This window comes from Hydrogenophaga sp. (assembly GCF_028698005.1).
In the GTDB taxonomy this organism is placed as follows: domain Bacteria; phylum Pseudomonadota; class Gammaproteobacteria; order Burkholderiales; family Burkholderiaceae_C; genus Hydrogenophaga.
This window is the reverse complement of the sequence record NZ_JAQVEJ010000020.1, coordinates 1-18230: the sequence shown is the minus strand read 5'-3', so window position 1 is coordinate 18230 and position 18230 is coordinate 1. Positions and strand designations below refer to the sequence as shown.

The window sequence follows — 18230 nt, the reverse complement described above, 5'->3', positions numbered from 1 at the left end:
GTTTGCCCGCCCCGTGCGGACCGCCCCACCAACCTGCCAGTATGACATTCACGATCACCGTCGAGCCCAGCGGCCGCAGCTTCTCCTCCTCCCCCGAAGAAACCATTCTGGCCGCGGGCATCCGCCAGGGCGTCGGCCTGCCCTACGGTTGCAAGGACGGCGCCTGCGGCTCGTGCAAGTGCAAGCTGGTCTCGGGCCAGGTCACCCATGGCCCGCACCAGAGCAAGGCGCTGAGCGCCGAGGAGGAAGCCGCCGGCTACATCCTGACCTGCTGCGGCACCGCGCAGTCCGACGTGGTCATCGAGTCGCGCCAGGTCACCGAGGAAGGCGCCTACCCGATCAAGAAAATGCCGGTGCGCGTCAACAGCCTGACGCGCGCCTCGCACGACGTGATCGTGCTGCAGTTGCAACTGCCCGCCGCCGACACCTTCAAGTACCACGCCGGCCAGTACGTCGAGTTCATCCTGCGCGACGGCGACCGGCGCAGCTACTCCATGGCCAACGCGCCGCACACGCAGGCCCAGGGCCCCCATGTGGAGTTGCACATCCGCCACATGCCCGGCGGCAAGTTCACCGACCACGTGTTCGGCGCCATGAAGGAAAAGGAGATCCTGCGCGTCGAAGGCCCCTACGGCAGCTTCTTCCTGCGCGAGGACAGCGACAAGCCCGTCATCCTGCTGGCCTCGGGCACCGGTTTCGCGCCGGTCAAGGCCATCATCGAACACATGCGCTTTGCCGGCATCACACGCCCCACCACGCTGTACTGGGGGGGCCGCCGCCCGGCCGATCTGTACCAGGACGCCTGGGTGCGCGAGCAGGCCGCGACCATGCCCCACCTCACCTACGTCCCCGTCGTCTCCGACGCCCTGCCCGAAGACGGCTGGACCGGCCGCACCGGCTTCGTTCACCTGGCGGTGCTGCAGGACCACCCCGACCTCTCGGGCCACGAGGTGTACGCCTGCGGCGCCCCCATCGTGGTCGAATCGGCACGGCACGACTACATCACCCAGGCCGGGCTGCCCGAAGAGGCGTTCTTTGCCGATGCCTTCACCAGCGCGCTGGACAAACAGTAAGCCCCCCACCAAGGAGACCCTCATGATCGATCGCCGCCAGTTCATCAGCGCCCTGGGCGCCGCCGCAGCCCTGTCCACGCCCGCCCTCGGGCTGGCCCAGGCCGGCACCACCCGCATCATCGTGCCCTTCGGCGCCGGCGGCCCGATCGACGTCACCGCGCGCATCCTGGCCGAGGCCGTCAAGGGCTCGCTGGGCACCGTCATCATCGAGAACCGGCCCGGTGCCGGCGGCAACATCGGCGTCAGCGCCACGGCCAAGGCCGCGCCCGACGGCCACACGCTGGGCATCGCCACCACCGCCTCGCACGGCATCAACCCCTGGCTGTTCAGCAAGCTGCCCTACGACCCGGACAAGGACTTCGCGCCCGTCACGCAGATGCTGCGCGTGCCCAACGTGCTGGTCATGAACACGCAGACGGCCGAACGCCTGAAGATCCGTTCGCTGCCCGACCTCATCGCCTACGCCAAGGCCAACCCGGGCAAGCTCAACTACGGCTCGGGCGGCAACGGCAGTGCCGGTCACCTGGCCGGCGAACTGCTCAAGCACCAGGCCGGCATCTTCGCCGTGCACATCCCCTACAACGGAGCCAACCCGGCCCAGCTCGCGCTGCTCTCGGGCGAGGTCGATTTCAACATCGACAACCTGGCCTCGGCGGCGGCCAACATCCGCGCCGGCAAGCTGGTGGCCCTGGCCGTCACCACCGCCCAGCCCAGCGCCGCCCTGCCCGGCGTGCCGACCATCGCCGCCACCCTGCCGGGCTTCGAGATCGACACCTGGTGGGGGCTGGTCGCCCCCGCCGGCACCCCCGACGACGTGGTCGCCCGCCTCAACACGGCCTTTGGCGAGGCCCTGCGCTCGCCCGAGGTGAAAGAGAAGTTCGCCAAGCTGCTGGCCGAGCCCGCGCCCAGCACGCCGGCGCAATTCGCGGCCTTCCTGCAGCGCGAGCGCGGCAAGTACCAGCGGATGGTGCAGATCAGCGGGGCGAAAGTGGACTAACCCCCCTGCGCCGCCTTCGGCGGCTTCCCCCCTTTCTGGCGCGCCGCTGAGCGGCGCTGGAAGGGGGGACGCACCCGACGGCCCGGCGGAGCCGGTTCCGTGGGTGCCCCGGTTTGGTGTCAGCTCTGACCTGTGGGGCTCAGCCTTCTGACAGCAGTTTTTTCACGTCGTCGGCCAGGGCCTGGGCGCCGCTGCCGTAGCGTTCGTACAGGCGCACACGGCCCTGGGTGTCGTACACGTAGCTGCCGGCCGAGTGGTCCATGGTGTAGCTGGTCGGGGTCGGGCCCTCGACCTTCTGGTAAACGATGCGAAAGCGCTTGGCCAGCTCGGGCAGCGCCTCGGCCGACACGTGCAGGGCCAGAAAGCTGGGGTCGAAGCTGTCCATGTACTCGCGCATGATCTCGGGCGTGTCGCGTTCCGGATCGACGCTGATGAAGATGCCCTGCAGCCGCTCGCCGTCGGCGCCCAGCAGCCGCCTGGCCTCGGCCATCTCGATCATCGAGGTCGGGCACACGTCCGGGCACTGCGTGTAGCCAAAGAAGATCACCACCACCTTGCCCCTGAAATCGGCCAGGGTGCGCTGGCGCCCGTGCTGGTCCGGCAGGTCGAAGTCGCTGGCATAGTCGGCCCCGGTGATGTCGATGCCATTGAAGCTGGTCTGCGCCGAGCAGGCCGGCAGCAGCGGCAGCAGGCCGGCCCCCAGGGCCAGGCCCAGCCAGTGGCGGCGGTTGCGGGCATTCGTGGCGTTGGTGGTCGTCATGGTCACAAGCCCCCCCTGGGCAGGTAATGGTCGATCAGCAGTGCGGCAAACAGCAGTGACAGGTGGATCAGCGAAAAACGGAAGGTCTTGCGCGCCAGCGCGTCGGAGTACTCGCGCCACAGCGCCACCGCGTAGGCACAGAAGCCCAGGTTCAGGATCACCGCCGCCACCAGGTAGAACCAGCCGCTCATGCGCAGCATGAAGGGTATCAGGCAGGCCGCGAACAGGATCAGGGTGTACAGCAGGATCTGCAGCCGCGTGAACGCCGAGCCGTGCGTCACGGGCAGCATCGGCAGGCCCGACTTGCGGTAGTCCTCCACCCGGTACAGCGCCAGCGCCCAGAAATGCGGCGGCGTCCACAGGAAGATGATCAGGCACAGGATCAGCGACTCGGGCGAGACCTCGCCCGTCATCGCGGCCCAGCCCAGCACCGGCGGCATGGCACCCGAGGCGCCGCCGATCACGATGTTCTGCGGCGTCAGCGGCTTGAGCACCACGGTGTAGATGACGGCGTAGCCGACGAAGGTGGCAAAGGTCAGCCACATGGTCAGCGGGTTGACCCAGACGTACAGGATCAGCGACCCCGCCGCGCACAGGGCGGCGGAAAAGCTCAGCGTCTGCGTGTTGCTCAGCTCGCCCTTGGCCGTCGGGCGCCAGGCGGTGCGGCGCATCTTGGCGTCGATCTGCTGCTCGACCACGCAGTTGAAGGCCGCGGCCGCGCCCGCCACCAGCCAGATGCCCAGGCAGGCCAGCGCGGCCCGGCCCACGTCGCTCCAGCCGGGCACGCCGGGCACCGCCAGCACCATGCCGATCAGGGCGCAAAAGACGATCAACTGCACCACCCGGGGCTTGGTCAGGGCATAGAACTGGCGCCAGGTTGAGGGCAGCGGCGCGGCAGGAAGGGCGGTACTCATGGGGACGACGGACGGGAAACGGAGGAAACAGGCAGCGGTGTGGCCCGCGCAGCGGCGGGGCCCGGCCGGGCCGCCAGCACACCGGTCAGCACCACCACCAGGGCCGCCGCGCCGCCCGTGTGCGACACCGCGGCCAGCAAAGGCCATTCGAGCACGACGTTGGACACGCCGGTCAGCAACTGCCACAGCGCGATGCCGCCCAGCCAGCGTGCGGCCCGGCGCGTGTTCTCGTGCCGGTGCAGCCGCCAGGCCAGCCAGGCCAGGCACGCCAGCACCAGATAGGCGAACAGACGGTGCGTGTAGTGGATCGCCGTCAGCGCCTCGAACGCAATCGCCGCACCGCCCCGGGTCTGGCCCAGCTCGCGCCACAGCGCAAAGCCCTCGCCAAAGGCCATCGATGGCCACCAGCTACCCTGGCACAGCGGAAAATCGCGGCAGGCCAGCACGGCGTAGTTGGTACTCACCCAGCCCCCCAGCGCAATCTGGCACCACAGCAGCGCGAACACCACCCAGGCAGCGCCGCGCAGACCCGGCGTCAGCGCCGCCCGCGGCCCGCCATACCAGACCGCCTGCGTCCGCAACAGGGCCAGCAGCACCAGCCCGCCCAGCAGGTGCAGGGTCACGATGGCCGGAAACAGCTTCATGGTCACGGTCAGCGCCCCGAAGGCCCCCTGCAGGCAGACCCAGGCCAGCGTCGCCGTCGGCCACCAGGGCGAGAGCGCCAGCCGGCGCCGCTCCACCCAACTCACCGCGGTCAGCACGATGATCAGCACCCCCACACCCGTGGCCAGGTAGCGGTGGACCATCTCGATCCAGGCCTTGCCGTGCGTCACCGGTCCGGTGGGCATGGCGCTTTGCGCCGCGCTGATGTCGGCGTGCGCGCCCAGCGGACTGGCATTGCCATAGCAGCCCGGCCAGTCCGGGCAGCCCAGACCCGAATCCGTCAGGCGCGTGAAGGCGCCGAACAGCACCAGATCGAAGGTCAGGAACAGCGTCACCAGGGTCAGCGCGTGCAGGCGCCGCGCCGGCGCCGCCTGCCGGTTGCGCAGCCAGACCCAGGCCAGCGGTCCCAGGGCCAGCACCACACCCAGCAGCATCATGCGCGCCACCGGTGCCCAGTCGTACAGCGTCGTGCCGTCCATCGCCCGGCCCTTCAGGAAGCCCCGCCCAGGCGGCCGGGCTGGTCCCAGAACGCCGAGGCCCGCAGCAGCCGGCCCAGGTCGCTGCGCATCTTCTTCGGGTCGGCATTGGCCGGGAAGCGCATCATCCAGTTGCCGATCGGGTCCACCACGTACAGGTGGTCCTGCAGGCGCTGCCCCGGCGCGGGCGCCAGCCAGGTGGCCAGTTGCGCCTCGTCCACCTGCAGCACGCGCGCGCTCGCCAGGGCGGCCCGGATGTCCTGCGGCACCTCACCGCCACCCGTGCGCAGCCAGACCCAGTCCATGCGGTCCTTGTCCTTGCCCAGGCCCTCACGCAACTGGCGCTGCAGGTACAGGTGCTGGCGGCAGGCCTCGTCGCAGGCCGAATCGGCCACGCTCACCAGCAGCCACTGGTCGCGCAACGCCGTCAGTGGCACCTCGCGCCCCGCCTGGTCGATGCCCGTCCAGCCCGGCAGGGGCCGCTGCGGATCGATCAGCTCGCCGTAGTTGCGCCGCCCCTCGGGCCGGATCACGTAGTAGGTGAAGTACGAGGCGATCACCGGTGCCGCGGCCACCAGCAGCATCAGCAGCATCTTCCAGCGGCCGGCGCGCGTGCGCGCCTCGTCGGCCGCCGCTGCGGCCTCGGGCAGCGGCAGCGAATGCACCGTCAGGGTCAGCGGCTCGTCAGCGCGCGCGCCGGACCCGGCGGGGTTGGATGAATTGGAACCAGACATAAAGAAGGCCCACGAGGGCACACAAACCGAACCACTGGAACGCATAGCCATGGTGCTTGTGCACATCGGCGGCCACGCGGGGCCACTCACGCCGCAGGCCGTCATCGGCCTCGCTGGTCTGGAGCAGCGATACGTCGAGCAGGGCCAGCCCGGTCTCCCGGGCAAAGGGCTCGATGGCGATATTCTGCCGGATCGGTCCCGGCTCTTCCTCGCCGAGCTCGAATAACCGCGACGGTGGCGGCGCCAGGCGCCCGCTCACCTGCACCTCGCCCGCGGGTGTGGGCACCGGCGGCACCCGGGTGCGATCCTGCGCATCGCGCGGCGCCCAGCCGCGCACCACCAGCACCGTCGCGTCGCTGCCACTCAGCCGCAGCGGCGTCACGACATGAAAGCCGGCCCGCCCGCGCAGCGCGCGGTTGGCCAGAAAGACGGTGGCACGCGGCACCCAGGTGCCGCGCAGCACCGCCCCCCGGTGCAGCACCTGCGCCGGGTCGGCCATGGCCAGCAACGCCGCGCCATCGAGCACCGGCAGCGCCATCTGTCGCGTGATCTCGGCCTCACGATCGAGCTTCTGGCGCGCACGGTCCAGTTGCCAGCAACCCAGCGCCGCCGTCACCGCCATGGCCAGCAGCGCAGCCAGGGTCACCACCCACACGCGCGGCTGGCGCCAGCGCGAGCGTTCGCGCCCCGCCGCCGTGCTCATGGCCGAGCCCCGGCCGCGGCGTGCCCCGGCACCGCCCGGGCGGGCACCATCGGATCGATAATCAGGCCCATGAAATACCTCGTCATCGTCGCCTTCGCCGGCATCATCGGCAGCCTGGGCGCTGCCCTGGTCTTCATGATGCGCGGCGGCAGCGCGCAGCCAGACCCGCAGGAGGGCGACAGCAGCGCCCCGCCCCGGCCCAATGGCCGCATGGCGCGGGCGCTGGCCTGGCGCGTGGGCCTGTCGGTGCTGCTGTTCGTCATCGTACTCGTGAGCTACTTTCTGGGCTGGATCCAGCCCACCGGCCTGCCGGTGGCGCACTGAACTCCCGGCGACCACCCCAAAACACAAAAGCGCCCCCGGGGGGCGCTTTGTCTGCCAGAAGCCGGCCGCTTACATCCAGTAAACCAGGATGTACAGACCCAGCCAGACCACGTCCACGAAGTGCCAGTACCAGGCGGCGCCCTCGAAGCCGAAGTGGCGCTGCGGCGTGAAGTGGCCCTTCTGCAGGCGAAGGGTGATGAACAGCAGCATCAGCATGCCCACGAACACGTGGAAGCCGTGGAAGCCCGTCAGCATGAAGAAGGTCGAGCCGAAGATGCCCGAGCTGAGCTTGAGGTTCAGGTCGGCATAGGCATGGGCGTATTCATAACCCTGCACGAACAGGAACACCAGACCCAGCAGCACCGTCATCCACATGAAGGCGATGGTCTTGGCACGGTTGCCCGCCTGCAGCGCGTGGTGGGCGATGGTCAGCGTCACGCCCGAGGTCAGCAGCAGCGCCGTGTTGATGGTCGGCAGCCAGAACGGGCCGACGGTCTGGAACGGCTCGACGATGCCCGCCGGCGAGGCGGTGGCACCGGCCTGCACGCTCGGCCACACGGCCGAGAAGTCGGGCCAGATCAGCGCATTCTCGATGTTGCCCAGGTTCGGCACGGCCTGCACGCGCGCCCACCACAGGGCGGTGAAGAAGGCGCCGAAGAACATCACCTCCGAGAAGATGAACCAGCTCATGCTCCAGCGGAACGAGGTGTCGATCTTGCGGCCGTACAGACCCGATTCGCTCTCGCCGATGGCATCGCTGAACCACTGGAACAGCACCGTCAGCCAGAACAGCAGGCCGAAGGCCAGCGACCACTTGCCCCATTGCGCTCCATTGACCCACTGGCTCGCGCCCAGGATCACGAAGAACAGGCCGAAGGCGGCCAGCGCCGGGTGGCGGGACAACCCTGGCACGAAGTAGTACGGCGTCGAACCGTGGGTACTTGCTGACGACATGTTCACTCCTAATTGCTTTCGCTTGTAATGGTGTTGAATGCGTTGAAAACGGGTATCGGGGGCGACCGGTTCAGCCGGTCACCCACAGGACGATCAGGATCAGGACCAGCACGAACGCCAGGCCCAGTGCCGCCCCCACCGCCAGCACGTGCAGCGGGTTCAGCCGGGCGATGTCCTTCTGGTAGTCCGCATTGCGGCGGATGCCCAGGAAGCCCCACAGCACGGCCCTGACCGTGGCCAGGATCGAGCCCTTGGGCGGTGGCGCCGACGGTGGTGTCTGCGGGTTCATCAGACGGCTCCCTCAGGCCCCTTGGCCGGTACGGCGTCGAGCGCGGCCGTCGGCGCCGCGGGCGTCTTGCCCCCGACCTCGAAGAACGTGTACGACAGCGTGATGGTGTTCACATCCTTGGGCAGCTTCGGATCGATCACGAAGGCCACCGGCCACTCCTTGCGCTCGCCCGGCGCCAGCGTGTACTGGTTGAAGCAGAAGCATTCGAGCTTGTTGAAGTGCGCCGCAGACTGCTTGGGCGCGTAGCTGGGAATGGCCTGCGCCGCCATCGTGCGGTCCTGCACGTTCTCGAACTCGTACATCACCGTGGCCAGTTCGCCCGGATGCACCTCGATGTGGCGCACCGCCGGCTTGAATTTCCAGGGTCCGCGCACATTGGTGTCGAACTCGACCGTGATGGTGCGCGTGCGGTCCACCTGGGTGTTCTTCAGCGGGCCGGCGGTCGATTGCCCCGGGATCTGCCGCTCGGAAATGGCCAGCACATTGATGCCCAGGGCATCGCAGATGTGCTTGTAGATCGGCACCAGCGCATAGCCGAAGCCGAACATGCCGAGCGTGATCACGCCCAGCTTGCCGACCATCTTCCAGTTGTCGCGTTGCGTTCCCATGAGCTGACGTCGCCTGCCCTACCGTTGCGCTCAGCCGCCCAGCAGCACGAGCTTGGCCACGAAACCGATCAGGAACGCCGCCGCCACCGAGGCCAGGATCAGCCCCAGGCGGACGTTCTTGCGGCGCAGTTCCTCGTTCATGCCGGGTACCTCAGCCGATCACGCGGGTCGCGGTGGCGTCCAGCTTGGGCGGGTTCTCGAAGGTGTGGTGCGGCGCCGGCGAAGGCACTTCCCACTCCAGGCCGACGGCGCCGTCCCAGGGCTTCTGCGGTGCCGGCTGGCCCTTGCCACGCATGGCCGGCAGCACCACGAACAGGAAGAAGTACACCTGCGCGAAGCCGAAGAAGAACGCACCCACCGAGGCCAGGGCGTTGAAATCGGCGAACTGCATCGGGTAGTCGGCATAGCGGCGCGGCATGCCGGCCAGACCCAGGAAGTGCATCGGGAAGAAGGTGACGTTGAACGAAATCATCGACCACCAGAAGTGCAGCTTGCCGCGGAACTCGCTGTACATCACGCCCGTCCACTTGGGCAGCCAGTAGTAGGCGCCGGCGAACATGGCGAACAGCGAGCCGGCCACCAGCACGTAGTGGAAGTGCGCCACCACGTAGTAGGTGTCCTGGAAGTTGATGTCGATCGGGGCCATCGCCAGCATCAGGCCGGTGAAACCGCCCATGGTGAACACGAAGATGAAGCCCACGGCCCACAGCATGGGCGTCTCGAAGGTCATCGAGCCCTTCCACATGGTCGCGACCCAGTTGAAGATCTTCACGCCCGTGGGCACCGAGATCAGCATCGTCGCGTACATGAAGAACAACTGGCCCGTCACCGGCATGCCGGTGGTGAACATGTGGTGCGCCCACACGACGAAGGACAGGATGGCGATGGAGCCGGTGGCGTACACCATCGAGGCGTAGCCGAACAGCTTCTTGCGCGCGAAGGCGGGCACGACCTGGCTGACGATGCCGAAGGCCGGCAGGATCATGATGTACACCTCGGGGTGGCCGAAGAACCAGAAGATGTGCTGGTACATCACCGGATCGCCGCCGCCGGCGGGGTTGAAGAAGCTCGTGCCGAAGTGGCGGTCGGTCAGCGTCATGGTGATGGCGCCGGCCAGCACGGGCATCACCGCGATCAGCAGGTAGGCGGTGATCAGCCAGGTCCAGGCGAACATCGGCATCTTCATCAGCGTCATGCCCGGTGCGCGCATGTTCAGCACCGTCACGATGATGTTGATCGAGCCCATGATGGACGAGGCGCCCAGGATGTGCATCGCGAAAATGCCCACGTCCATCGACGGGCCCATCTGCAGCGTCAGCGGCGCATACAGCGTCCAGCCCGCGGCCGGAGCGCCCCCGGGCATGAAGAACGAGGCAATGATCATCACCGCCGCCGGCACCATCAGCCAGAAGCTGAAGTTGTTCATGCGCGCAAACGCCATGTCCGAGGCGCCGATCTGCAGCGGGATCATCCAGTTGGCGAAGCCGACGAAGGCCGGCATGATGGCGCCGAACACCATGATGATGCCGTGCATGGTGGTCAACTGGTTGAACAGCTCGGGGTTCACCAGTTGCAGGCCGGGCTGGAACAGCTCGGCCCGGATACCCAGGGCCAGCACGCCGCCCACCATCAGCATGGTGAACGAGAACAGCAGGTACAGGGTACCGATGTCCTTGTGGTTGGTCGCAAACACCCAGCGACGCCAGCCCGACGGCGCATGGTGGTGATCATGGTCGTGATCGTGCGCGTGGTGGTGGTCAAGCACTGCACTCATGTCGTTTTCCTTAAATGCTCAAATTCCGGATGTCGGGTGCGGTCACTGACGCGCGGCCACCACTTCGGCGGGCTGCACGATCTGCTGCGTCTGGTTCGACCAGCTATTTTTCGCGTAGGTGATCACGGCGGCGATCTCGGTCGGCGACAACTGGTCCTTCCAGCCGATCATGGCCGTGCCACTGACGCCGTTGAGCACCACGTTGAGCATCTTGCTGTGGTCGGCGTCCGTCACGATGGCCGAGCCGTCCAGCGGCTTGAACGCTTCGGTCCCCTTGCCGTTGGCCTGGTGGCAGGCCACGCAGTTGGCGGCATACACCGCAGCACCGCGCTTGATCAGATCGTCCAGCTCCCAGACCTTGCTCGGGTCATCGGCGGCCGCCGCCATTTCCTTGAGCTTGCCATCGACCCAGGCCGAATAGTCCTCGGCCGACAGCACCTTGACGTGGATCGGCATGTAGGCGTGCTCCTTGCCGCACAGCTCGGCGCACTGGCCATAGAAGTCGCCCGTCTTCTCGGCGCGGAACCAGGTGTCGCGCACGAAGCCGGGAATGGCATCCTGCTTGACACCGAAGGCCGGCACCATCCAGGCATGGATCACGTCGGTGGCGGTGGTGATGATGCGCACCTTCTTGCCCACCGGCACCACCAGCGGGTTGTCCACCTTGAGCAGGTAATCGTCCACCGCCTCGGGCTTGCCGCTGTTGGACATCACGCGGTGGCTGTTGTCCAGGGTCGAGAGGAAGCCGATGCCCTCGCCCTCGCCCTTGATGTAGTCGTAGCCCCACTTCCACTGCATGCCCGTGGCCTTGATGGTCACGTCGGCGTTGGTGGTGTCCTTCTGGGCCACCAGCACCTTGGTGGCCGGCAGCGCCATGCCGATCACGATCAGCAGCGGCACGATGGTCCAGCCCAGCTCCACCCAGATCGGCTCGGGCAATTCCTTGGCCTGGTGGCCGACCGAGCGGCGGTGCTTCAGGATCGAATAGAACATGACCCCGAACACCAGCACGAAGATGGCCGTGCAAATCGCGAGCATGAACCAGTGCAGCCAATGCTGCTCTTCGGCGATCCGGGTGACCGGCGGATGGAAGTTCAGCTGGTTGACGGCCGGGCCGCCCGGCAGGTCCCCGACCTGCTGTGCCGCCGCCTCCAGCCAGACACCGGCGGTCAGGGCCGCCGCGCCCGTGGTGGCTCGCAGCGCATGCAGGCGGGCTCGCAGGGTTTGCCCCGTTTTTCTCATCGTGCTCACGGTTGTACGCCTCAAATATAAGTATTGATTTATATCAATCCAATTAGAACAAACTTTGCCCGCAGGGCCATTCAGGGATAACCCACACCACCCGCTGGCGGAGTCCGGGCAAAGCGCCCTTGCCCGTGCCAGGCGGCATCGGGTGCCATCAACAGAACGCCGGCTGACTTGGCCGGCGTGGCAGAAAAGGTTCCCTGAAAAGTTTGACCTATATCAATTGTAGCGGTCTCTGTGCCCGGGTTTCCCCTAAGGGCTTCCTGGCAGCCACCAATGCCCTCAGCGAGGACGCTGACGCAGCATGGTCCGCATCTCGTCCAGCGACACCCGCGACGGGTCCCGGCGGCGCGGCTCGCCCTGGAAGGCGTGTCCGTACACGATCTCGAACACCAGTTGCAGGCGCCCGTCCGCCGAGCGCGGCAGCTCGTCTTCCAGCGCCTGCCGCAACTGGCGCAGCCAGCCGCGGCCACGCAGGCCCGCCGGGCGCGCGGCGTGCAGGTTGCGCCCCAGCCCGCGCAGCTCCTGCAGCAGCGCATCGGCCGACGACCAGGTCAGCACGATGTGCTCCATGTCCATCACCGGCTCGGCAAAACCGGCCTGCACCAGCATGTCACCCCAGTCGTGCATGTCGGTGAACGGGTGCGCCGGCGCGTGCCAGCCATGCCGCGCGTACAGCGCGCGCAGGCCCGCGAGGCTGTCGGGCCCGAGGCACGAGAACATCAGAAAACCCTGCGGCCGCACCAGTTGCTGCCAGCGCCGCAACAGCGCCAGGGGCCGGGGCTCCTGGTGCAGCAGCATGTTGGCCCACAGCATGTCGGTGGGCTGCGGCGCCGGTGCCGGCGTCTTGCCCCGGCCCAGCCAGGCCGCCGGGTGCCAGCGCGCCCGCGTGCCGCCGCCCCCGGTCAGGGCCAGGGCGTGCGCCAGTTGCCCGGACCAGACCTGGTGGCTGGCACCGGGCAGTTGCGCCCGCAGCAGCCGGTGCGCCTGAAGGCCGCCATTGACCGGCTCCCAGTGCAGCCAACTGGCCGGCGGCTGGCGAAACCACTGCAGGCGCTCGACCATGCGCCGGGCCACTTCTTCGTGCAGCCAGGGGCTGACCTCGCTCGTGCGGGCGCGCCAGCGCGCCGCCGCCACCGGATCCAGGTCCGGTACCAGGTCATCATCAGAAGGGGGGACGGACACGAGGGCAGGCGCACGAAGAGGAAAGGGCCACCAGTATATTGGCGGCCATGAACGGATGCAGGCGCGCATGGTGGCCCGGGCGCTGGCCACGGCTGGCCTGGCCGTCCACCTGCCTGGTCTGCGGCCGCTGGCCCGCGGCCACGGTCTGCCCGGCCTGCCTGGCCCTGTTCGCGCGTCCGCCGGCGCCGCCCCCTGCCCCGCCCCCGGCGCTCGATGCCTGCCTGGCAGCCGTCGCCTACGCCTACCCCTGGGACCGCCTCATCGGCCGCTTCAAGTTCCGCCGCGAGCCCGGCCTGGCCGAGGTCCTCGCCCACCTGGTGCTGGACACCCCCGGTTTTGCGGCGCTGGCCGACGGCTGCGACCACATCGTGCCGGTGCCCCTGAGCCGCTCGCGCCTGGCCGAGCGCGGCTTCAACCAGGCCTGGGAGCTGATCCGCGTCTGGGGGCGGGCGCAGCCCCGGCTGCGGCCCAAGGCCCTGGCGCTCGGGCTGCAGCGCTGCGAAGGCCGGCCCGACCAGCACCACCTGCCGCGCCAGCAGCGGCTGCACAACCTGTCCGGTGCCTTTGCCGTGCCGGCGCCGGTGCGCCCGGTGCTGCAGGGGCGGCACGTGCTGCTGGTGGACGACGTCACCACCACCGGCGCCACCCTGGGCCACGCGGCCCGGGCCCTGCGCCAGGCCGGCGCCGCCTCGGTGCGGGCCGCCGTCGTGGCGGCCACCCCCGGCTAGGCAGGCAGTATGATCGCGCGTCCTTTCAGGGCGCCGGCCCGACCGCCGGCCCCCGCACCCGCCTGCAAGCCATGTTCCATATCGTCCTGGTGGCCCCGGAAATCCCGCCCAACACGGGCAACGTGATCCGCCTGTGCGCCAACACCGGCTGCCAGTTGCACCTGGTCGAGCCGCTCGGCTTTTCCCTCGACGACAAGCAACTGCGCCGCGCCGGCCTCGACTACCACGAGTACGCCCCGCTGCGCTGCCACCCCTCCTGGGAGGCGCTGTGCGAGCGCGAGCAGCTCGATCCGGCACGCATCTTCGCCCTCACCACCCGCGCCCGGTCGCTGGTCCACGATCAGCACTTCCGGCCGGGCGACTGGTTCGTGTTCGGCTCGGAAAGCCAGGGCCTGGCGCCGGCCGTGCGCGCCGCCATTCCCGGCGGACAGCACCTGAAACTGCCCATGCGCCCCGGTCAGCGCAGCCTCAACCTCTCCAACGCCGTGGCCGTGGTGGCGTTCGAGGCCTGGCGGCAGAACGGCTTCATGTGACAATATGAAACATATGATGTCCGCCGTTGCCCGCCTGTTCCGCCGCGCCCTGCACGCCCGCCTGGCGCCGCAGCCGAGCTCGTCGCTGCGGCAGTTGCAGCGCATACGCCACGCCCTGCGCGACTGCGTGAACGACTGCACCGGCAGCCAGGCCGCACGGCTGCAGGGGCGCATCGAGAAAGCGCGCAATGCGCAGGAGCTGTGGCTGTTGCGCAACGACGCGTACCAGGTGATTTCGCAGCACCACGACCAGCGCGTGGCGGCCGAGCGCATCAACCAGATGCTGCCGCTGTTCAACGGCCTGGTCGCACCGCGCCAACTGTCAAAAATCGACTGAACTCAGGCGTACAGGCGCGCCAGCGATTCGGCCACACACACCGGGCGCTCGGCCCCCTCGCGCTCCACCGTCAGGCGCCAGGTGAACTGCCAGCCCCCGTCAGCGAGCACCTCGGCGCCCAGCAGATGCAGGTGGCCGCGCAGCCGGCTGTCCACCGGCACCGGCGCGGTGAAGCGCACCCGGTTCAGGCCGTAGTTCACGCCCATGCGCGCCTCGGTCACGGCCAGCGCGTTCTCCAGGAACCAGGGCAGCAGCGACAGCGTGAGAAAACCATGCGCGATGGTGGTGCCGAAGGGGCCGGTGCGGGCCCGCCCGGGATCGACGTGGATCCACTGGTGGTCGCCCGTCGCCTCGGCAAAGCGGTCGATGCGCGCCTGGTCGATCGTCAGCCAGTCGCTGACGGCCACGTCCTGGCCCACGCAGGTGGCCAGCTCGGCCAGGGTCTCGAAGGTTTTCATGGCGCCCACTCTAGCAAGCACCCGCCCGCCGCCGCTGTCGGCCGCGGGACACTCAGGCGTCCAGCCAGCGGCAGATCGGCCGCCACTGCGCCAGGTCCTTCTCCACGCGCGAGGGGGCGACGTCGAACAGCGTCAGCCCATGCGCGGCCAGGTGGATGTAGTTCTGCGTGTCGCGCAAAAAGCCCAGCACCGGCCAGCCCAGGCCGGACACGAACTCGCGCAATTGGTCGGCGGCGATGGTGCGCTCGTCCACCCGCATGCCCACGATGCCCACCTCCACACCCGCCGCGCCCTTGCTCTCGGCCAGCTCATCGAGGAAGGCGCGCGTGGCGTAGATGTCGAAGATGCTCGGCTGCAGCGGCACCAGCACCTTGTCGGCCAGCTTCAGCACATCCTTGAAGCGCCAGCCATTCAGACCGGCCGGCGTGTCCAGCACCACGTGCGACACCTCGCGCGGCGCGCGGGCGATGAAGTCGCTGCCCACCTCCCAACTGCGGATCGGGGGGGTCTGCGGCGGCCGCAGCGTCAGCCACAGGCGCGAGGACTGCTGGCGGTCGGCATCACCGAACATCACGGCATGGCCCCGGCTGGCCCAGTAGCCCGCCACATTCGTGGCCAGCGTGGATTTGCCCACGCCGCCCTTGGGATTGGCAACCACCACCACCGGCATACCGACCTCCTCGACGCTGAAGTGACCCAAACGCCAATCTTAGCGCCGGGCCGGCGGGCCGTGGACAATCGGGGCCCATGCAACATGTACAACTCTGGGGCGAAACGCTGCGCCTGCTGGTGGAGCTGGCCGGCACCATCGCCTTTGCCCTCTCGGGCATCCTGGAAGCGGCGCGCAAGCGGCTGGACGCCGTCGGCGTCTGTGCCGTCGGTTTTCTGGCGGCCTTCGGCGGCGGCACACTGCGCGATCTGCTGCTGGACCAGCGGCCCTTCTTCTGGGTGCGCCACGTGGAACTGCTCTGGGGCGTGCTGACCCTGTGCGTGCTGGCCATGCTGTTTCTGCGATCCCACCATTTCGCCCTGACCGAGCGTGCCATCCAGTGGCCCGACGCCCTCGGGCTGGGCCTGTTCGCGGCCACCGGCGTGCACGAGGCCCTGGTGCTCGACCTGCCCCTGCTGGTGGCCGTGCTCATGGGCATCATCACCGGCGTGTTCGGCGGCGTGCTGCGCGACGTGGTCTGCAACCAGATCCCCTCCGCCTTCAACGACCACCGGCCCTACGCCGTCTGCGCCTTCGTGGGCGGCTGGGTCTATGTCGGTCTGTGGCAGTCCGGCGCGCCCGGCTGGGTGGCGCTGGTCACCTGCGTGAGCGTCACCGCCGGCCTGCGCCTGCTGGCGCTGTGGCGCAACTGGCAGTTGCCTGCCTGGAAAACATAGCGCTTGGGGCGGCCCGGCGCCGGATCCGGATCCGGATCCAGTGAGTTACACGCGCTCGAGCACGACGGCGATGCCCTGGCCGACGCCGATGCACATGGTGCACAGCGCGTAACGGCCGCCCGTGGCGTGCAGGCGGTTGATCGCCGTGGTCGCCAGCCGCGCGCCCGAGGCGCCCAGCGGGTGCCCCAGCGCAATCGCGCCGCCCCAGGCGTTGACGCGCTCGTCGTCGTCCGCCAGGCCCAGCAGCCGCAGCACCGCCAGCCCCTGCGCCGCAAACGCCTCGTTCAGCTCGATCACGTCCAGTTGCGCCAGCGTCAGGCCCGTGAGCGCCAGCACCTTCTCGGTCGCCGGCGCCGGCCCGATGCCCATCACGCGCGGCGCCACGCCGGCCGTGGCCATGCCCACCACACGCGCACGCGGCGTCAGCCCGTGCCGCGCCGCCTCGGCCTCGCTGGCCAGCAGCAGCGCACAGGCACCATCGTTCACCCCGCTGGCGTTGCCCGCCGTCACCGTGCCGTCGGGCCGCACCACGCCCTTGAGCGCCGCCAGCTTGTCCAGGGTGGTCTGGCGCGGGTGCTCGTCGGTGTCCACGACGAGGGCCTCGCCCTTTTTCTGCGGGATGCGCACCGGGCAGATCTCGCGCGCCAGGTGCCCGGCCTCGATCGCCGCCTTCGCCCGCTGCTGGCTGGCCAGCGCCATGCGGTCCTGCGCCTCGCGCTCGATCCGGTAGTCCGTGGCCACGTTCTCGGCCGTCTCGGGCATCGAGTCCACCCCGTACTGCGCCTTCATCAGCCGGTTGACGAAACGCCAGCCGATGGTGGTGTCGTACACCGCGTTGTCACGGCTGAAGGCGCTCCCGGCCTTGGGCATCACAAAGGGCGCGCGGCTCATGCTCTCCACGCCGCCAGCGATCATCAGGCCGGCCTCGCCGGCCTTGATGGCGCGCGCGGCCGTGCCCACCGCGTCCAGCCCCGAGCCGCACAGGCGGTTCACGGTGGCCCCGGGCACCTCCAGCGGCAGCCCGGCCAGCAGCGCGCTCATGCGCGCCACGTTGCGGTTGTCTTCGCCCGCCTGGTTGGCGCAGCCGTAGATCACGTCGGTCACCGCCGCCCAGTCCACGCCCGGGTTGCGCGCCATCAGCGCCTGGATCGGCACCGCCCCCAGATCGTCGGCACGCACCGCCGAAAGACTGCCGCCGTAGCGGCCGAAAGGCGTGCGGATCGCATCGCAGATGAAAGCCTGGGTCATGATGAGGTCTCCTGATCGGGTAGGGGGCGCGGCACCGGCCGCCCCGCGACAATGGTGTTTTCGGCTGCCACCTTGGCGGCACAACATGCAGGATAATGCATTTTTATGTTCCAACCCTCACAGGCCGACGTCCGCCGCTTCTTTTGCTCGGTCTATGCCAAGCAGCAACAGGCCCAGCCCATGGAGGCCATCGAGCTGCTGGCGGCCCAATGGATCGCTGAACACCCCGAATACCACGCCGATTTCAGCGACGTGGACGCGGCCCTCGCGCGCATGGGTGAACACAACAGCGGCGCCGACAACCCCTTCCTGCACCTGTCGATGCACCTGTCGGTCAGCGAGCAATGCAGCATCGACCAGCCGCCCGGCATCCGGCAGGCGGTGGAGCTGCTGGCCGCCCGCCGTGGCGACCTGCACGCCGCCCACCACGAGGTGATGGACTGCCTGGGCCGCATGATCTGGGAAAGCCAGCGCGCCGGCCGCCCCCCCGACGGCCAGGCCTACATCGACGCCGTGCGCCGCCGCGCCACGCGCGACTGAGCCAGGCATAGGCATAGGCATACATGCCAAAAAAAAACACGCGATCACTCGCGTGTTTTTTTTAAGCTCCAAGGCACCACGGAACCGGCTCCGCCGGGCCGTCGGTGCCGTCCCCCCTCCCAGCGCCGCGCAGCGGCGCATCAGAGAGGGGGGAAGCCGCGTCAGCGGCGCAGGGGGGTGTTACTTGAAACGCGACTGCGGAACCGTCTTCAGTTCCGTGTCCTGCGCGCTCAGGTACTGGGCCAGTGCGCGCATTTCGGTCGGGTTGAACTGCTTGGCCACGGCGCCCATGATGCCGTTG

At 68.8% G+C, this 18230-nt stretch carries 23 protein-coding genes; 8 read left to right on the top strand and 15 right to left on the bottom strand.

All coding sequences use genetic code 11. The features are described 5' to 3' along the window. Window positions 1-41 precede the first annotated feature (41 nt). A complete protein-coding gene (locus PHQ87_RS03820) occupies window positions 42-1073 on the top strand; it encodes a CDP-6-deoxy-delta-3,4-glucoseen reductase (RefSeq protein ID WP_300231438.1) in 1032 nt (343 codons plus the stop codon). A 22-nt stretch (window positions 1074-1095) separates the two neighbouring features. Beyond that, window positions 1096-2070: a tripartite tricarboxylate transporter substrate binding protein gene (locus tag PHQ87_RS03815; RefSeq protein WP_300231436.1), complete on the top strand. Its 975-nt coding sequence runs from the start codon at window positions 1096-1098 to the stop codon at window positions 2068-2070. Between the two features lie 139 nt (window positions 2071-2209). Here PHQ87_RS03815 and PHQ87_RS03810 read toward each other — a convergent pair whose 3' ends face one another. The 5 genes from PHQ87_RS03810 to PHQ87_RS03790 are packed head-to-tail and all read right to left on the bottom strand — an operon-like array spanning window position 2210 to window position 6320. Then, entirely contained in the window at window positions 2210-2830 is a 621-nt protein-coding gene (locus PHQ87_RS03810; RefSeq protein ID WP_300231434.1) for an SCO family protein, read from the bottom strand. Between the two features lie 2 nt (window positions 2831-2832). Beyond that, window positions 2833-3744, bottom strand: coding sequence for a heme o synthase (gene cyoE, locus PHQ87_RS03805; RefSeq protein WP_300231431.1), 912 nt, complete (start codon window positions 3742-3744; stop codon window positions 2833-2835). Further along, on the bottom strand, window positions 3741-4886 hold the full coding sequence (locus PHQ87_RS03800) for a COX15/CtaA family protein (RefSeq protein ID WP_300231428.1): 1146 nt from the start codon (window positions 4884-4886) through the stop codon (window positions 3741-3743). The genes cyoE and PHQ87_RS03800 overlap by 4 nt, the downstream gene beginning before the upstream one ends. 11 nt (window positions 4887-4897) lie before the next feature. Then, window positions 4898-5617 (bottom strand): hypothetical protein, encoded by a 720-nt coding sequence (locus PHQ87_RS03795; protein ID WP_300231426.1) that lies wholly within the window; start codon window positions 5615-5617, stop codon window positions 4898-4900. Then, window positions 5568-6320, bottom strand: a complete 753-nt coding sequence (locus tag PHQ87_RS03790; RefSeq protein WP_300231424.1) for an SURF1 family protein — start codon at window positions 6318-6320, stop codon at window positions 5568-5570. The genes PHQ87_RS03795 and PHQ87_RS03790 overlap by 50 nt, the downstream gene beginning before the upstream one ends. A 69-nt stretch (window positions 6321-6389) precedes the next feature. Here PHQ87_RS03790 and PHQ87_RS03785 point away from each other — a divergent pair, with 69 nt between their 5' ends. Next, window positions 6390-6644, top strand: a complete 255-nt coding sequence (locus tag PHQ87_RS03785) for a twin transmembrane helix small protein (RefSeq protein ID WP_300231422.1) — start codon at window positions 6390-6392, stop codon at window positions 6642-6644. A 69-nt stretch (window positions 6645-6713) separates the two neighbouring features. Here PHQ87_RS03785 and PHQ87_RS03780 read toward each other — a convergent pair whose 3' ends face one another. The 7 genes from PHQ87_RS03780 to PHQ87_RS03750 all read right to left on the bottom strand — a co-directional run bounded on the left by PHQ87_RS03780 (window position 6714) and on the right by PHQ87_RS03750 (window position 12699). Then, complete coding sequence (locus PHQ87_RS03780) at window positions 6714-7598, bottom strand: cytochrome c oxidase subunit 3 (RefSeq protein ID WP_300231419.1); 885 nt, start codon at window positions 7596-7598, stop codon at window positions 6714-6716. Between the two features lie 70 nt (window positions 7599-7668). Beyond that, window positions 7669-7887, bottom strand: coding sequence for a DUF2970 domain-containing protein (locus PHQ87_RS03775; protein WP_300231417.1), 219 nt, complete (start codon window positions 7885-7887; stop codon window positions 7669-7671). Then, the gene (locus tag PHQ87_RS03770) at window positions 7887-8495 is read right to left on the bottom strand and encodes a cytochrome c oxidase assembly protein (protein WP_300231416.1); all 609 of its coding nucleotides are present in this window, start codon (window positions 8493-8495) and stop codon (window positions 7887-7889) included. The genes PHQ87_RS03775 and PHQ87_RS03770 overlap by 1 nt, the downstream gene beginning before the upstream one ends. 30 nt (window positions 8496-8525) lie before the next feature. Then, entirely contained in the window at window positions 8526-8636 is a 111-nt protein-coding gene (locus tag PHQ87_RS03765; RefSeq protein WP_300231415.1) for a cytochrome oxidase small assembly protein, read from the bottom strand. Between the two features lie 10 nt (window positions 8637-8646). After that, window positions 8647-10269 (bottom strand): cytochrome c oxidase subunit I, encoded by a 1623-nt coding sequence (gene ctaD, locus PHQ87_RS03760; RefSeq protein WP_300231413.1) that lies wholly within the window; start codon window positions 10267-10269, stop codon window positions 8647-8649. A gap of 42 nt (window positions 10270-10311) precedes the next feature. After that, window positions 10312-11511: a cytochrome c oxidase subunit II gene (gene coxB / locus PHQ87_RS03755; protein ID WP_300231467.1), complete on the bottom strand. Its 1200-nt coding sequence runs from the start codon at window positions 11509-11511 to the stop codon at window positions 10312-10314. A 285-nt stretch (window positions 11512-11796) separates the two neighbouring features. Further along, entirely contained in the window at window positions 11797-12699 is a 903-nt protein-coding gene (locus PHQ87_RS03750; protein ID WP_300231411.1) for a biotin synthase, read from the bottom strand. A gap of 47 nt (window positions 12700-12746) precedes the next feature. Between PHQ87_RS03750 and PHQ87_RS03745 the strand changes: the two genes are divergently transcribed. The 3 genes from PHQ87_RS03745 (at window position 12747) to PHQ87_RS03735 (ending at window position 14297) form a co-directional block, all read left to right on the top strand. Continuing rightward, window positions 12747-13427, top strand: a complete 681-nt coding sequence (locus PHQ87_RS03745; protein WP_300231409.1) for a phosphoribosyltransferase family protein — start codon at window positions 12747-12749, stop codon at window positions 13425-13427. 71 nt (window positions 13428-13498) lie between these two features. Beyond that, window positions 13499-13960 (top strand): tRNA (cytidine(34)-2'-O)-methyltransferase, encoded by a 462-nt coding sequence (locus tag PHQ87_RS03740; protein ID WP_300231407.1) that lies wholly within the window; start codon window positions 13499-13501, stop codon window positions 13958-13960. 13 nt (window positions 13961-13973) lie between these two features. After that, the gene (locus PHQ87_RS03735; RefSeq protein ID WP_300231405.1) at window positions 13974-14297 is read left to right on the top strand and encodes a hypothetical protein; all 324 of its coding nucleotides are present in this window, start codon (window positions 13974-13976) and stop codon (window positions 14295-14297) included. 2 nt (window positions 14298-14299) lie between these two features. On the opposite strand, the gene PHQ87_RS03730 is transcribed toward PHQ87_RS03735, so the two are convergent. Together PHQ87_RS03730 and PHQ87_RS03725 are read right to left on the bottom strand one after the other, a co-directional pair. After that, entirely contained in the window at window positions 14300-14755 is a 456-nt protein-coding gene (locus PHQ87_RS03730) for a MaoC family dehydratase (RefSeq protein WP_300231403.1), read from the bottom strand. 52 nt (window positions 14756-14807) lie between these two features. Continuing rightward, complete coding sequence (locus PHQ87_RS03725) at window positions 14808-15425, bottom strand: ParA family protein (protein ID WP_300231464.1); 618 nt, start codon at window positions 15423-15425, stop codon at window positions 14808-14810. A gap of 77 nt (window positions 15426-15502) precedes the next feature. On the opposite strand from PHQ87_RS03725, the gene PHQ87_RS03720 reads away from it, so the two are divergent. Then, a complete protein-coding gene (locus PHQ87_RS03720) occupies window positions 15503-16141 on the top strand; it encodes a trimeric intracellular cation channel family protein (RefSeq protein WP_300231400.1) in 639 nt (212 codons plus the stop codon). A 45-nt stretch (window positions 16142-16186) separates the two neighbouring features. Here PHQ87_RS03720 and pcaF read toward each other — a convergent pair whose 3' ends face one another. Then, window positions 16187-17389, bottom strand: coding sequence for a 3-oxoadipyl-CoA thiolase (gene pcaF, locus PHQ87_RS03715; RefSeq protein WP_300231398.1), 1203 nt, complete (start codon window positions 17387-17389; stop codon window positions 16187-16189). Between the two features lie 105 nt (window positions 17390-17494). Here pcaF and PHQ87_RS03710 point away from each other — a divergent pair, with 105 nt between their 5' ends. Then, window positions 17495-17929 carry a DUF1841 family protein gene (locus tag PHQ87_RS03710; RefSeq protein WP_300231396.1) on the top strand — a complete coding sequence of 145 codons (435 nt, stop codon included), beginning with the start codon at window positions 17495-17497 and terminating at the stop codon, window positions 17927-17929. Window positions 17930-18230: the final 301 nt, after the last annotated feature.

Excerpts from the sequence above, each read along its gene's own strand:
- PHQ87_RS03820 (WP_300231438.1), top strand. The coding sequence starts at position 42 with ATGACATTCACGATCACCGTCGAGCCCAGCGGCCGCAGCTTCTCCTCC.
- PHQ87_RS03815 (WP_300231436.1), top strand. The coding sequence starts at position 1,096 with ATGATCGATCGCCGCCAGTTCATCAGCGCCCTGGGCGCCGCCGCAGCC.
- PHQ87_RS03810 (WP_300231434.1), bottom strand. The coding sequence starts at position 2,830 with ATGACGACCACCAACGCCACGAATGCCCGCAACCGCCGCCACTGGCTG.
- cyoE (WP_300231431.1), bottom strand. The coding sequence starts at position 3,744 with ATGAGTACCGCCCTTCCTGCCGCGCCGCTGCCCTCAACCTGGCGCCAG.
- PHQ87_RS03800 (WP_300231428.1), bottom strand. The coding sequence starts at position 4,886 with ATGGACGGCACGACGCTGTACGACTGGGCACCGGTGGCGCGCATGATG.
- PHQ87_RS03795 (WP_300231426.1), bottom strand. The coding sequence starts at position 5,617 with ATGTCTGGTTCCAATTCATCCAACCCCGCCGGGTCCGGCGCGCGCGCT.
- PHQ87_RS03790 (WP_300231424.1), bottom strand. The coding sequence starts at position 6,320 with ATGAGCACGGCGGCGGGGCGCGAACGCTCGCGCTGGCGCCAGCCGCGC.
- PHQ87_RS03785 (WP_300231422.1), top strand. The coding sequence starts at position 6,390 with ATGAAATACCTCGTCATCGTCGCCTTCGCCGGCATCATCGGCAGCCTG.
- PHQ87_RS03780 (WP_300231419.1), bottom strand. The coding sequence starts at position 7,598 with ATGTCGTCAGCAAGTACCCACGGTTCGACGCCGTACTACTTCGTGCCA.
- PHQ87_RS03775 (WP_300231417.1), bottom strand. The coding sequence starts at position 7,887 with ATGAACCCGCAGACACCACCGTCGGCGCCACCGCCCAAGGGCTCGATC.
- PHQ87_RS03770 (WP_300231416.1), bottom strand. The coding sequence starts at position 8,495 with ATGGGAACGCAACGCGACAACTGGAAGATGGTCGGCAAGCTGGGCGTG.
- PHQ87_RS03765 (WP_300231415.1), bottom strand. The coding sequence starts at position 8,636 with ATGAACGAGGAACTGCGCCGCAAGAACGTCCGCCTGGGGCTGATCCTG.
- ctaD (WP_300231413.1), bottom strand. The coding sequence starts at position 10,269 with ATGAGTGCAGTGCTTGACCACCACCACGCGCACGATCACGACCATGAT.
- coxB (WP_300231467.1), bottom strand. The coding sequence starts at position 11,511 with ATGAGAAAAACGGGGCAAACCCTGCGAGCCCGCCTGCATGCGCTGCGA.
- PHQ87_RS03745 (WP_300231409.1), top strand. The coding sequence starts at position 12,747 with ATGAACGGATGCAGGCGCGCATGGTGGCCCGGGCGCTGGCCACGGCTG.
- PHQ87_RS03740 (WP_300231407.1), top strand. The coding sequence starts at position 13,499 with ATGTTCCATATCGTCCTGGTGGCCCCGGAAATCCCGCCCAACACGGGC.
- PHQ87_RS03735 (WP_300231405.1), top strand. The coding sequence starts at position 13,974 with ATGATGTCCGCCGTTGCCCGCCTGTTCCGCCGCGCCCTGCACGCCCGC.
- PHQ87_RS03730 (WP_300231403.1), bottom strand. The coding sequence starts at position 14,755 with ATGAAAACCTTCGAGACCCTGGCCGAGCTGGCCACCTGCGTGGGCCAG.
- PHQ87_RS03725 (WP_300231464.1), bottom strand. The coding sequence starts at position 15,425 with ATGCCGGTGGTGGTGGTTGCCAATCCCAAGGGCGGCGTGGGCAAATCC.
- PHQ87_RS03720 (WP_300231400.1), top strand. The coding sequence starts at position 15,503 with ATGCAACATGTACAACTCTGGGGCGAAACGCTGCGCCTGCTGGTGGAG.
- pcaF (WP_300231398.1), bottom strand. The coding sequence starts at position 17,389 with ATGACCCAGGCTTTCATCTGCGATGCGATCCGCACGCCTTTCGGCCGC.
- PHQ87_RS03710 (WP_300231396.1), top strand. The coding sequence starts at position 17,495 with ATGTTCCAACCCTCACAGGCCGACGTCCGCCGCTTCTTTTGCTCGGTC.